Origin of the sequence: Acaryochloris marina MBIC11017 (genome assembly GCF_000018105.1) — a bacterium.
Lineage (GTDB): Bacteria > Cyanobacteriota > Cyanobacteriia > Thermosynechococcales > Thermosynechococcaceae > Acaryochloris > Acaryochloris marina.
On the sequence record NC_009925.1, the window covers coordinates 3,772,355 to 3,785,145 of the forward strand.

The 12,791-nt window shown below is 50.8% G+C and carries 12 protein-coding genes; 6 read left to right on the plus strand and 6 right to left on the minus strand.

What is annotated here, in order from left to right; genetic code table 11:
- Positions 1–175: 175 nt before the first annotated feature.
- Positions 176–2,374, plus strand: a complete 2,199-nt coding sequence (gene katG, locus AM1_RS16870) for a catalase/peroxidase HPI (protein WP_012164084.1) — start codon at positions 176–178, stop codon at positions 2,372–2,374.
- 125 nt (positions 2,375–2,499) lie between these two features.
- On the opposite strand, the gene AM1_RS16875 is transcribed toward katG, so the two are convergent.
- Both AM1_RS16875 and AM1_RS16880 read right to left on the minus strand, forming a co-directional pair.
- Positions 2,500–3,363: a universal stress protein gene (locus tag AM1_RS16875; RefSeq protein ID WP_012164085.1), complete on the minus strand. Its 864-nt coding sequence runs from the start codon at positions 3,361–3,363 to the stop codon at positions 2,500–2,502.
- Positions 3,364–3,402: 39 nt separating this feature from the next.
- Positions 3,403–4,896, minus strand: a complete 1,494-nt coding sequence (locus tag AM1_RS16880; protein ID WP_012164086.1) for a SulP family inorganic anion transporter — start codon at positions 4,894–4,896, stop codon at positions 3,403–3,405.
- A gap of 451 nt (positions 4,897–5,347) precedes the next feature.
- On the opposite strand from AM1_RS16880, the gene AM1_RS16885 reads away from it, so the two are divergent.
- Genes AM1_RS16885 through AM1_RS16895 form a run of 3 tightly spaced genes read left to right on the plus strand, consistent with a single transcriptional unit; the run spans position 5,348 to position 7,601 of the window.
- Positions 5,348–6,241 (plus strand): putative selenate ABC transporter substrate-binding protein, encoded by an 894-nt coding sequence (locus AM1_RS16885; protein ID WP_012164088.1) that lies wholly within the window; start codon positions 5,348–5,350, stop codon positions 6,239–6,241.
- Complete coding sequence (locus AM1_RS16890) at positions 6,195–6,983, plus strand: phosphonate ABC transporter ATP-binding protein (RefSeq protein ID WP_148215758.1); 789 nt, start codon at positions 6,195–6,197, stop codon at positions 6,981–6,983. Before AM1_RS16885 ends, AM1_RS16890 begins: the two co-directional genes overlap by 47 nt.
- A 39-nt stretch (positions 6,984–7,022) precedes the next feature.
- Positions 7,023–7,601, plus strand: coding sequence for a hypothetical protein (locus AM1_RS16895; RefSeq protein ID WP_012164090.1), 579 nt, complete (start codon positions 7,023–7,025; stop codon positions 7,599–7,601).
- A gap of 2 nt (positions 7,602–7,603) precedes the next feature.
- On the opposite strand, the gene AM1_RS16900 is transcribed toward AM1_RS16895, so the two are convergent.
- Complete coding sequence (locus AM1_RS16900) at positions 7,604–8,578, minus strand: metallophosphoesterase (RefSeq protein WP_012164091.1); 975 nt, start codon at positions 8,576–8,578, stop codon at positions 7,604–7,606.
- Between the two features lie 185 nt (positions 8,579–8,763).
- Between AM1_RS16900 and AM1_RS16905 the strand changes: the two genes are divergently transcribed.
- Positions 8,764–9,525: an ABC transporter ATP-binding protein gene (locus tag AM1_RS16905; RefSeq protein WP_012164093.1), complete on the plus strand. Its 762-nt coding sequence runs from the start codon at positions 8,764–8,766 to the stop codon at positions 9,523–9,525.
- Positions 9,526–9,643: 118 nt separating this feature from the next.
- Here AM1_RS16905 and AM1_RS16910 read toward each other — a convergent pair whose 3' ends face one another.
- The 3 genes from AM1_RS16910 to psaM form a co-directional block, all read right to left on the minus strand.
- On the minus strand, positions 9,644–10,444 hold the full coding sequence (locus tag AM1_RS16910) for a response regulator transcription factor (RefSeq protein WP_012164094.1): 801 nt from the start codon (positions 10,442–10,444) through the stop codon (positions 9,644–9,646).
- Positions 10,445–10,615: 171 nt separating this feature from the next.
- Entirely contained in the window at positions 10,616–11,095 is a 480-nt protein-coding gene (locus AM1_RS16915) for a slr1601 family putative cell division protein (protein ID WP_012164095.1), read from the minus strand.
- A gap of 444 nt (positions 11,096–11,539) precedes the next feature.
- Positions 11,540–11,635, minus strand: coding sequence for a photosystem I reaction center subunit XII (gene psaM / locus AM1_RS16920; protein WP_010468637.1), 96 nt, complete (start codon positions 11,633–11,635; stop codon positions 11,540–11,542).
- Between the two features lie 311 nt (positions 11,636–11,946).
- Here psaM and AM1_RS16925 point away from each other — a divergent pair, with 311 nt between their 5' ends.
- Entirely contained in the window at positions 11,947–12,759 is an 813-nt protein-coding gene (locus AM1_RS16925) for a TerC family protein (RefSeq protein WP_012164098.1), read from the plus strand.
- Positions 12,760–12,791 lie beyond the last annotated feature (32 nt).

Here is a 12,791-nt window from a genome sequence, read left to right on the forward strand (position 1 = left end):
AGAGGTCAGTATGGCTAGTATGAAACGCATGCTAATACGGCTTTCAAGCCTCAGAACGGTTTTGAGTCAGGCTTTTGGGGCTGGCAACACCCATCTATCTGAGGGGGATGCTATTGATTTGCAAGATCTGAAATCCATTCCAACAAACCCATCACAACTGACAGGAGAAGAGACTATGAGTAGTGCGTCCAAGTGCCCCTTTTCGGGCGGAGCCTTGAAGTTCACTGCCGGTAGTGGCACCGCCAATCGAGATTGGTGGCCGAATCAGCTAAACCTACAAATCCTCAGGCAGCATTCTCCAAAATCCAATCCGATGGACAAGGCGTTCAACTACGCCGAAGCCTTCAAAAGTCTTGACTTAGCTGATGTCAAGCAAGATATTTTCGATTTGATGAAAAGCTCTCAGGACTGGTGGCCTGCTGACTATGGTCACTATGGTCCCCTCTTTATCCGCATGGCCTGGCACAGCGCTGGCACCTATCGGATTGGAGATGGTCGCGGAGGAGCAGGGACGGGCAACCAACGATTTGCCCCGATCAATAGTTGGCCCGATAATGCCAACCTCGACAAAGCCCGCATGCTGCTATGGCCGATCAAGCAAAAATATGGCGCTAAAATCTCTTGGGCTGACCTGATGATCCTGGCGGGTAACTGTGCTTTGGAGTCCATGGGATTCAAGACCTTTGGTTTCGCCGGGGGCCGCGAAGATATTTGGGAACCGGAAGAAGATATTTACTGGGGGGCTGAAACAGAATGGCTGGGTGACCAGCGCTACACCGGAGACCGTGACCTAGAGGCTACCCTAGGTGCAGTGCAGATGGGACTGATCTATGTGAATCCAGAAGGCCCCAATGGTCATCCTGATCCGGTGGCTTCAGGCCGAGACATTCGCGAAACCTTCGGGCGTATGGCCATGAACGATGAAGAGACGGTGGCCCTAACAGCAGGAGGACATACTTTTGGTAAATGCCACGGTGCTGGGGATGATGCTCATGTCGGCCCGGAACCCGAAGGAGCCCGTATTGAAGATCAATGCCTGGGCTGGAAGAGTAGCTTTGGCACCGGTAAAGGCGTTCATGCGATTACCAGCGGCATCGAAGGGGCTTGGACGACCAATCCCACTCAATGGGACAACAACTATTTCGAAAATTTATTCGGCTATGAGTGGGAACTCACCAAAAGTCCTGCTGGGGCCAATCAGTGGGTACCCCAAGGAGGCGCGGGTGCGAATACCGTGCCTGATGCCCATGATCCGTCCCGACGTCATGCGCCGATTATGACCACCGCCGATATGGCCATGCGGATGGACCCCATCTATAGTCCCATTTCCCGGCGATTCCTCGATAACCCGGACCAGTTTGCAGATGCCTTTGCTAGAGCGTGGTTTAAGTTGACCCACCGAGATATGGGGCCTCGCTCCCGCTATTTGGGGCCGGAGGTGCCGGAGGAAGAGCTGATTTGGCAAGATCCAGTGCCTGCGGTTAATCATGAGCTAATTAATGAGCAGGATATCGCCACCCTGAAGAGCCAAATTCTGGCGACGAATCTAACGGTGTCTCAACTGGTGTCCACTGCTTGGGCCTCGGCTGTAACTTACCGGAACTCAGATAAGCGGGGGGGAGCAAACGGAGCCCGGATTCGTCTAGCCCCCCAGAGAGATTGGGAGGTCAACCAGCCCGCCCAATTGGCCACAGTGCTCCAGACGTTGGAGGCGGTTCAAACCACCTTCAACCATTCTCAGATCGGTGGCAAGCGAGTGTCCCTGGCAGATTTGATTGTTCTCGGGGGCTGTGCGGGGGTTGAGCAAGCAGCGAAAAATGCCGGTTGGTACGACGTCAAAGTTCCTTTTAAGCCTGGACGCACGGATGCAACGCAGGCCCAAACCGATGTGACTTCCTTTGCCGTGCTGGAACCCAGAGCAGATGGGTTCCGCAATTACCTCAAAGGCCACTATCCTGTTTCTGCAGAAGAACTGTTGGTGGATAAGGCCCAGCTGTTGACGCTGACGGCGCCTGAAATGACGGTGCTAGTCGGTGGTCTGCGGGTGTTGAATGCCAATGTGGGGCAGGCCCAGCATGGTGTGTTTACCCACCGGCCTGAGAGTCTCACTAATGACTTCTTCTTGAATCTGCTCGATATGAGCGTGACTTGGGCGGCGACGTCGGAAGCTGAAGAGGTGTTTGAAGGACGCGATCGCAAAACCGGTGCCCTCAAGTGGACTGGAACCCGGGTGGATTTGATCTTCGGTTCCAACTCTCAACTGCGAGCCTTAGCAGAAGTCTATGGATGCGAAGACTCTCAACAGCGCTTTGTTCAGGACTTTGTGGCAGCCTGGGATAAAGTAATGAACCTTGATCGCTTTGATCTGGCTTAATCTTGATCGAGCTTTCGTCTTAGGTGAAAGACTCTGATTTTACGGTCCTGTAGGAGAGATTCTTGCAGGACTGTAAAACAACGGGTTGACTAAAACTTTTATAGAGATTGGGAAAGACCTGCACCCTACCGGAACAGAAGCACAGGCACTTGCACACTTCTCAATAGCTGAACTGTGGTACTACCGATCACAAGGTGGCGAATGCGGCGATGACCGTAGGCCCCCATCAGCAACAGACTGATTTGGTGTTGTTCGATATAGTCAGCAATCACCTTTTCAGGGGCTCCTGCAGAGAGGGTGGTCGATACCGTCAGTCCAGCCTGTTGCAGAGTCTCTTCGGCATCGGCTAACTCTTGCGATCGCACCGCATCGGACTCTTTCTTGGCTACCGTCAGTAGATGAATCTCCAGATCCTTAAACCCTGGGGCACTGTCCACTAAGAAATCCAGGACTCGCTTCCCCGTGGGGCTGCCGTCATACGCCACCAGCAGCTTTTCAATCGGCGCAAAGGTTTGGGGGGTGACCAGGCACGGCTTCGCACTGCTGCGAACAATGCGATCGACATTGGCTCCCAGGTGACCTGAGGCAAACTCTGCTGCTTCTCCCCGTTTACCCAAGACAATCAGGTCAGATTCGGCCTCAAAATCATGGAAGCAGTCTACTAGAAAGCCCGTGGGGTTAAGCAGTTCTAGGTTACTGAGGCCTTCTGCCTTGAGAACTTGCTCTGCATTTTGCAAAATCAACTTGGCCCGTTGTTTGTTGAGTTTAGCTTTTTCATGCTCTAAGTTCACCAACTCGTTTAAGAGCTGCTCGGATGCTCCCAGGCCAATACTGCCGCTCAAATTGCCGGTAGAAACCACCTTTTGGCGAATATCGCTAACAAACAGAACTTTCATTTGAGCCTGAAATTGGTGGGCAAACCAGGCTCCATATTTATAAATGCCGTCTGCAAAAGCAGACCCATCGGAGCAGAGAAGAATGGTTTTCATACAGGTGATTTCCCTAAAAGATGGCGGGCAGGTGTAGCACTAAGATGGGTCGTTGGAGATCAGTTCTTCGTCTGTAGCCAAGCGATTGAGAAGTGTAGAGCTTGCTTCGTTCAGGCCCACCACATTGACTTCGACCCCTTGACGGCGAAACTTCTGAACGGCTTTATCGAGCATTTCTACCGCCCCTTGGTCCCAGAGGTGAGCATGGGTAAGGTCAATGGTGACCTGCTCGACCAGCTCAGCAAAGTTAAAGGAGGCCATAAATTCGTCCCGAGACAGAAAGAAAATCTGCCCAGACACTTTATAGACCCGGTGAGCCCCGTCGTCCAGCATCACCTGATCCACTAACACTAACTGGGCAATCTTGCGGGAGAAAAATACCGTACTCATAACGATGCCTGTGGCGACCCCAAGGGCGAAGTTGCGGGTGAAAATAATCACAAACATCGTCGTCAGCATGACCACAACTTCACTACGGGGAACCCGAGGAATATTGGTGAAGGAAGACCAGCGGAAGGTACCAATGGACACCATAATCATCACCGCCACAAGAGCAGCCATGGGCATCTGTCTCACCCAGTCCTGCAAGAACAGAATCGCCCCCAGCAAAAAGATGCCCGCTGCCAGACTAGACAGACGACCTCGGCCCCCAGACTGGACATTAATCACGGACTGACCAATCATGCCGCACCCTGCCATGCCGCCAAAGAAGGCCGTCACCATATTGGCGACCCCTTGACCTTTGGCCTCTTGGTTTTTGTCGCTAGGGGTGTCGGTCAAATCATCTACTAGAGAGGCGGTGAGGAAAGATGCCAACAGCCCGACAATGGCGAGGGTTAGAGAATAGGGCAGGATAATATTGAAGGTCTCAAGGTTGAAAGGGACTTGAGGTAAGGCAAAGAGGGGTGGTGTTGTGGGCAGCTCGCCCATGTCGCCGACGGTGGGCACATCCAGGCGCAAGGCAATGGCTGCAATGGTCATCACTGCTAAGGCGACCAGGGGTGACGGTACCGCCTTGGTAAAGCGAGGCAGGATATAGATAATCCCCAAAGAAAGCACGGTGAGGACATAAACCGTGGGCGGCACGTTTGTTAGCTGGGGAAGCTGGGCCATAAAAATTAGGACAGCTAGGGCATTGATGTAGCCAATCATGACCGCTCGGGGCACAAATTTCATTTGCCGACCCAGTTGGAGGATTCCAAAGATGACCTGGAAAATGCCGGTCAAAAAGGTGGCCGCCAGCAAATATTGCAGCCCATGTTCTTTGACTAAATCCACCATCAGCAGGGCCATAGCTCCAGTGGCGGCTGAAATAGATCCCGGTCGTCCGCCCAGGAACGAAGTAATCACGGCAATAATAAAGGAGGCATAGAGCCCCACCTTGGGATCCACCCCAGCAATGATCGAAAATGCGATCGCTTCCGGTATCAGTGCTAGTCCGACCACAGCCCCGGACAGCAAATCGGCCTTGGGATTAACCAACCACTCCCGTTTAAGAGCACGCCAGTTGAGATTGAGATTGGGAATGTTCAAGGGGTCTCCTTAAGCCTGAAAATGTGAATCTGGATAAGTGGGAAAAATGTTGGTCAGCCTTGAGGGCAAATGGGTCTCTAGGTTAAATCTTTAAGTGGATCGATGGAATAGCTGTAGCGGGATGTACCTCAGCCAAGGGATGCTAGTCCTCGCCCATTCCTGTTAATGGGATTGCAGATGCCTTTGCTGTCACAAACCAGACGAGTGGTTTGCCCATGTTCTGGAGGGTGTTTGAAGGAGAACACCATCGCATGTGAGCAAATTTACTTAAGATTTTTTTAATATATGCCTATCTAAAGGCATATCGGCGGCAGTGTCCAGGGGTAAAAAGAGACGATGCCACGATTCATCTTGAGACCGTTGGCTAGGTAATTGCAAAGAACCGTATGGCGATTGCCTTCCTGCTGTACCCTTAACAAGTGTTGGTTATTTGCTCTTGGACTTCAGCGATATGAAACGATTTTTACTCCCCAGCTTGTTGGGATTGTTGCTTGTCGCTTGTTCAGCACCAGAAAGTACCCCACCCAAACAACAGCCTTTTGTTGCTGGCGCAATCCCTGACCAAGATCCCGAAAAGCTCCAGCGTCTTTACAGTAAGTTAGCCACTTATTTAGAAGCCGAACTAGAGGTTCCGGTGACCTATAAACCCGTCAATAACTACGCGGCTGCGGTCACCGCTTTTCGCGTCGGGGATTTAGATATGGTGTGGTTTGGAGGGCTGACTGGAGTTCAGGCCCGCTTACAGGTCCCGAAAGCCCAAGCTATTGCCCAGCGGGAAATTGACGCCAAGTTTACCAGTGTCTTTATCGCCAATAAATCGAGTGGGATTACACCCTTTGAAACAGTTAAAGGATTAATAGCACTGAAAGGTCGGACCTTGACCTTTGGCAGTGAATCCTCCACCTCAGGACGACTCATGCCCCAATACTTTATGCAGGAAGCTGATCTCACTCTCAAAGATCTGAAGGGCAATGTGGGGTTCTCAGGGTCCCACGATACGACCATCAAAGTAGTCGAGGCTGGCACCTATGAGGTGGGAGCCTTAAATTCCCAAGTTTGGAAGGATCGGGTGGCGGAAGGCAAGGTGGATTTAGACAAAGTCCAGGTAATTTGGGAAACGCCGTCTTATTTTGACTATCATTGGGTGATCAATCCCCAGGTGAGCGAACGCTACGGCCCCGAGTTTATTCCTAAAGTTCAGGCGGCCCTACTCAAGCTCGACCCCGCTGTCCAGGAGCAGGCAGAAATTTTAGACCTCTTTGGGGGGAGTTCGTTTATCAAGACCGATAATAGTAACTATGCTCAAATTGAAGCGATTGGCCGCCAAATCGGCAAGATCAAATAGCATTCTGGCGCTCCATCAGGTCAGTCATCAGTTTGGCAACGTGACGGCCCTCGCCGATGTCAATTTTGCCATCTATCCTGGTCAAATTGTCGCTTTAATTGGCTCCAGCGGTGCGGGCAAAAGCACCCTCTTACAGTTACTGAATGGCACCCTGCAGCCCACAGCAGGTGAAGTATGGGCGATGGGACAGCTTTGGCAGGCCCGATCTGCCCGGCGGATTCAACGCCAAATTGGCACCATATACCAGCAGCTCCATTTGGTGCCCTCCTTACGAGTGATTCATAACGTCAATGCAGGACACCTGGGGCGTTGGCCGTTTTGGAAGGCGGCGGCTTCCTTGATGTGGCCCCTAGGAGTGGAGACGGCCCAAGCAGCCTTAGCCCAGGTCGGTATTCCCGAGAAGCTCTATGCCAGAACCGATCGTCTCTCTGGTGGTCAGCAGCAGCGAGTGGCCATAGCTAGAGTCTTGGTGCAAGATCCGGCGATTATGCTGGCCGACGAACCGATTGCCAGTCTTGATCCAGAACGCAGCCATGACATTATGCGACTGCTCAGTCGCCTCGTGCGGGAACGGGGCAAGACCCTGGTGGTGAGTTTGCATGGGGTGGAGTATGCGCAGCGGTATTGCGATCGCATCATCGGTCTCAAGCAAGGCCAAGTCCAGTTTGACCTGCCCGCCCAAGAGGTCACCCCGGAACAGCTCCATCATCTGTATCAGCTCGACAACCCACCGCCTAGCTAGGTCAGTACAATCAAGATCAGCCCCTCAGTTCTGGTCGTCATGTCATCTCTTTCCTCTCCCGCTGCTCCATCTGTGACAGAATCCGTTTACCGGATTTCGCCGCTGATTCGCTATAGTCTGTGGCTGTTCTACTTTGCCCTCGTTATTCCTTTGCCGATTTTGGCAAACGTGAATCATGTGGGAGCAGTGACCCAGGGCAGTCTCTATGTGGGGTTAGGGCTGGGGGTAGTGGCCCTAGCCGCTGCTTTAAGTGAGCAAGTCCATCTTTCAGCCACAGGCATGGAGATTCGCTATCCTCAATGGGTGCCCGCCTGGTTTCGGCAAGGTTGGGGCCTGACTTGGACCGAGATCACGGTGATTAAGCCTCGACGAACGGGCCAAGGGGGGCTGGTCTATTACTTAGTGACTGACGATGGTTCGGCTCAGCTTCTGCCTATGCGGGTAGCTGGCTTTGGCCAAATGACCCGCACTATTGAAGACCAAACCGGCTTAAAGATGGCAACCGTCAAACCCCTGGCTCAGGTCTGGATGTACGGTATCCTGCTGGGCTTTAGTTTACTGTTAGCTCTGACCGATGCCTGGATCTTGTGGAACGGCATCAGCCATTTAGGGGGATAAGCTCACACCCCAATCTTCGGCGATGAAGGCTGGGCAATAAAGGTCGGCGTAATCACTCCCCGGTCAAAGGGCTGACCGTTGACCCCAATTCCATTAATCACGAGCTGATGATCATAGACCGCAATCGCGGCAAACCCGAGCGTTGAACTGGCAAAAGCGGTCCATTCTGAAGAGCCTGTGGGCCGCAGTCGGGCTCCCACCCCGCAGGTCAGATAGGTGGTGCCGGCAATGGGCTGGGTTCGCTCATAATGGTGCTCATGGCCATTGATATAGAGCTGAACCTGGTATTTCGCAAACAGGGGCGTTAACTGCTCTCCTAGACCTGGATGCAGTTTGGGGGTGCCTAGCAATGGCCCTAAGCGCGAAGCTAGCTCCCATTTAATACTGTGTAAGCCCGACGCATAAATCGGATGATGTCCTAGAACAATCTTCCATTGAGCCTGAGATTGGGCTAGCTCAGCTTCCAGCCATCGTAATTGAGCCGGCCAGTGCCCTCCTGGATTCGTATCTAGGGCAAAAAACTGAACCAAGTCTCGGGTAAAGGTATAGTAGCGGCCTGCCATATTAAAACCGGGGTAACGAATCTGCCCCTCACCTCGTTGAGACATGACATCGTGATTGCCCAAGACGGCATGGAACGTAATGCCTTGTTGTAGCAAAGGCCCATAGGGTTGCTCGAAAACCTCGCCAATACGCTCCATTTCTCCCCCGTCGTAAATGTTGTCTCCAGCTAGGAGCGCTAACGAGCACGGGTTGTGCTGATGGAATTGGGCCATCGCCTGGGCGACATCATACTGAGCTTGGTCTCCGGTCCCGACATCCCCCACGGCGATAAATTGCCACTGAGGCGTTGGGGTAAGTGAAGCAATGGGGGGCTGAGCCTGTAAAGATTGGGCCAGTATTCGGTGGTGGTTTAAGCCCACACCGACCGTAGACAAACTGGCTAATGTGAGGAATTTTCGACGGTTTAAGGGCATTTCGGCTGGCGATGCAAATGTGTTAATTCGTATAAGAGGTGTAACAACCACCATTAAGAATAGTAACTAAACCTGGGGCATTATCAATGTGGTTCAAGATACTGAGCCTGGATTAAAATACGTGGGCGTCATGTCTTGGGGAGCATTGCCCGTCAAAATGGAGAGACTAGATTTGCGAGACAGGCATGCTTGAGTCGGCGGGTGAAGTCCCATCTAAACCTGGACGGTCTCAACTCCAGCTGCAGCAAGTGGATGTTGTGACGGAGTTAGGTAATCAATACCTACTCCAAAATGTTTCAGTGGACATTTTTACTGGTGAACGCATTGGCATTATTGGTGCATCTGGCTCAGGTAAAACGACCCTGTTGCGGCTGCTGAATCGCTTGAGTAGCCCAACGTCGGGGGAGATCCGGTTTGAACAAAAATTATTACCCGATTGGCCAGTTTTGTCTTTGCGGCAGCAACTGATGTTGGTTCCTCAAGAGCCTAAGCTGCTGGGCATGACGGTCCAAGATGCCCTCACCTATCCCTTGCGCTTGCAAGACCTGCCAGAATCAGAAATCGCAAGTCGCGTGCAAACTTGGCGGCAGCGGCTCGGTATTCCCGATGACTGGTTAAACTCTACTGAATTGCAACTCTCGGTGGGACAGCGACAGCTGGTCAGCCTAGCGCGTGCTTGTGGAACAGCGCCCAAACTTTGTCTGTTGGATGAACCCACATCAGCGCTGGATCCAGGTACCATCGATCGCGTCATTAAAGCTTTAAAGGCTAGTGGGATGACGCTAGTGATTGCTAGCCATCAATTTGAGTTTTTGAATCAGATCTGCGATCGCATCCTCTGGCTCAGCCAAGGCAAACTGATCCTCGATGCTCCTATCCGTGAAATTAACTGGGCAGAAATCAAATCCGAATTGACCGCTCAAGCTGAACAGGATGATTGGGACTAGTGCAGCATCAAGCTAAAAGATTAGGGTGGACGATCTTCAGGATGCTTTCTTCATAAGGCTTACCAGAGGTGCTTACCCTAAAATTAAGTCTTGACGATGCACTAGGAGGCGATCACAATTATCCCGATTGGGCTCGGGACATGGGCATTTGGCTGGTAGTCGTCCCATCTGCCAAAAAACGATTGGATGGGGGTGAGGTCTGCGACGAATCAGACCTGTAGGATGGATTGGCATCCATTAAATATCCAAGATTGAGGCGATAGCCCACGTTCCGGACTGTTTGAATCAGTTGAGGCTGTTGGGGATCTTGTTCGATCTTTTTGCGGAGGGACAAGATATGAGTATCCACCGTTCGGGGATTATCAATACTTTCGGGCCAGGCTCGTTGCAAGAGTTCAACCCGGCTGAGGGCTAGGCCTTCTGCTTGAACTAAGACATACAGCAGGCTAAATTCCTGGGGAGTGAGATCAACTAGCTCGTTATGGTAGTGAACGCGCCGCTGGATCAAATCAATTCGCAAGGCACCAAATGAAACCTGCGTCGGCAGGCTGAGGCGGCTGCGTCGGCTCAAAGCCGCAATCCGAGCCAAAAACTCTTGCATCCCAAAAGGCTTACCCACATAATCATCTGCACCGGCTTTGAGGCCAGATACGACATCTGCTTCAGTTGTTTGGGCCGACAACATCAAAATCAGGGGATGCTTTTGGCGCTGTAACCATCGACAAAGCTCCTGACCCAGGCCATCGGGTAATTCAGAATCAACGATAACCAGATCCGGTTGATGTTGTTGATAGGCAGCCTGAGCTTGCTTGATACTAGCGCTGAGATGAATAAAATAGCCTACTTGTTGTAGATGCCAACCCAGAAGAGATCGCAAGTGAGGATTAGCCTCAACGATTAGGATGTGGAGTGAGTCCACGGAATTTAGGGTCCTGCATTCTGCTACCCCAACGTTAGCAGATAAATTTTCAGGTTTTGGTAACTGTGGTTACGAACAGGCCCAGTAATGAGATTTTGGACTATAAAAAAGCAGGCCTACCATAGGTTTGACCTGCTTGAATGCTTGAATCGATTAAAGGTAAGAGAGGGGCTAGGGCTGGTCCTTGGTGGGTTTAATCCACACTAGGTTGCGTTTGTTCTTACGAATAAGATGGCCCTGTTCTTCTGACATGCGTCGGGAGACTTCTGGCACCATGCTCTGTTCGTGGGAGTGCTTGAGGGCTTCAATATGGGCGGAGGTTCGACTCACTTCCCCTTTGATTTCCTGTAATTTCGCCTCTTGGGTGAGCTGATGAGGCAGCATGTTTCCTAGGGTATAGAGACAGCTGCCAATCAAAAGAACGTTGATCCCCAAGACGGTTGCAGTTTCAGTGGTCCGAGCCACAAATTTAGGACGTCTCCGAGGATGGCGTTTTCTCGCAGACCTCTGCTTCATTTTGCGGGTGGGGCTAGATTTTGGCTGGGATAAAGCACTCATATTTTGTTGGCCTATATAGGCAGCATGATGAATCGGGCTACACCAATGCCAATCAATTAGCGGCGTTTTTAAAACAGCAAAGACAGAGAACACAACCTAGAGCGGTCGTTGGGTTAACGTCTGTCTTCTAAAACAGGGAACACCAAAATCAGAAACCATCTGTTCCCTGGGTAGGGACACATTGGTTTTGCCAGCTCCAAAAATAACGTGATGCACGCAAAATTGGCTCAGTGTGTGGCTAGTGTAGCGAATAAAACGAAAAAATGTAAATCAATTTGATAGAAATCTTTAGTATTTGTGGATTTTTGTGGCCGCAGAATATTTTCCCTTCTGGCAAATTATTGAAATCGATGGCTAGAGATACTAGAACTCTCTAGTAGGATGCCATTCTCGTCTTTAAGCTGCAGCCAAAAAAAATAGTGCTTTACCTTAGGTAAAGCACTTGAATTCGTATATTGATTTTGATGACACTGGATCCTTGATTGGAACAGCGGCTAAGGCCACCTGCTAAGGATGCCAGCAATGTGGTCCTAATGCTTACTTGGAGAGGGCACTACCAAGATTAAGTGCCAGCAATGCAGGTAGCAATGCCACAACAAGGGCGATCACAATTTGTAGATCTGATAGTTCCATGAATATCAAACTCCATTATTCCCATTCTTATTAGTTTACAATGTCGGCTACTTCGGGCATCAGGAAAATAGATTGTTACATCACTCAACATTGATCATGGGTTTCCATGGTGAAGGAAGACTCATCTACCGGGGTTTGAACCCCCATAAAGGTCGAATTCAATATCGGCGAAAAACGGGCTTAGGTCTGGATCGCAATGCTTAATATAGTGTGCAGAAAGGTACACTTTAGCGTTACGTTGAATACCATGGAGACTGTGTGATTTGCTACTGAATTCCACACTCCAAACCCAATCCCTCATTGATTGCCAGATGCTAGACCCGTTGTTTGAACTCTCTCCCCAGGTCGGTCTCGACACCGCACTCATTATTTTTATTTTGATTGCTTTAGAGGCTGTACTGTCTGCTGATAATGCGATCGCATTAGCGGCATTGGTCAAAGGACTGGAGGATGAAGAGCTTCAGAGTCGTGCCTTAAATATTGGCTTGTTGGCCGCTTTCGCTATGCGGATGCTGCTAATTTTTACCGCAACCTGGGTGATTCGATTCTGGCAGTTTGAGCTGTTAGGGGCTTGCTACTTACTATGGCTCGCCTTTCAGTATTTCTTCAAAGAAGATGATGAACACCATCATCATGGCCCTAAGTTTGCCTCGCTCTGGCAAGCCATTCCAGTGATTGCCGTGACGGATTTGGCGTTTTCATTAGATAGCGTGACCACTGCCATTGCCCTATCGGATGAGCGTTGGCTCGTTATTACCGGCGGCATTTTTGGGATTATCACGCTTCGATTTATGGCCGGGCTATTTATCAAGTGGCTAGAAGAGTATATCCATCTGCAGGATGCAGGCTATTTGACGGTAGTGTTGGTGGGATTCCGGCTCCTGCTCAAGGTCATCAATGATGATTTTGTGCCGCCTCAATGGTCAATGATTTTGGCGATTGCCCTGATCTTTGCCTGGGGATTTTCCAAAAAACGCAATCCCGACGATCCAGAACCTCAAAACCTTGTAGAGCATGATTCTGAGCGACCTGAATTAGCCAACGAAGTGAGTGACTTTATTCAGGAAGTTCGAGATCTATCCCAACCTGATCCGAAGCCTCAAGCTGTGAATGAGCAGATTTAGCTCGATGGCCGGTTGAATTCAAACGATTACAG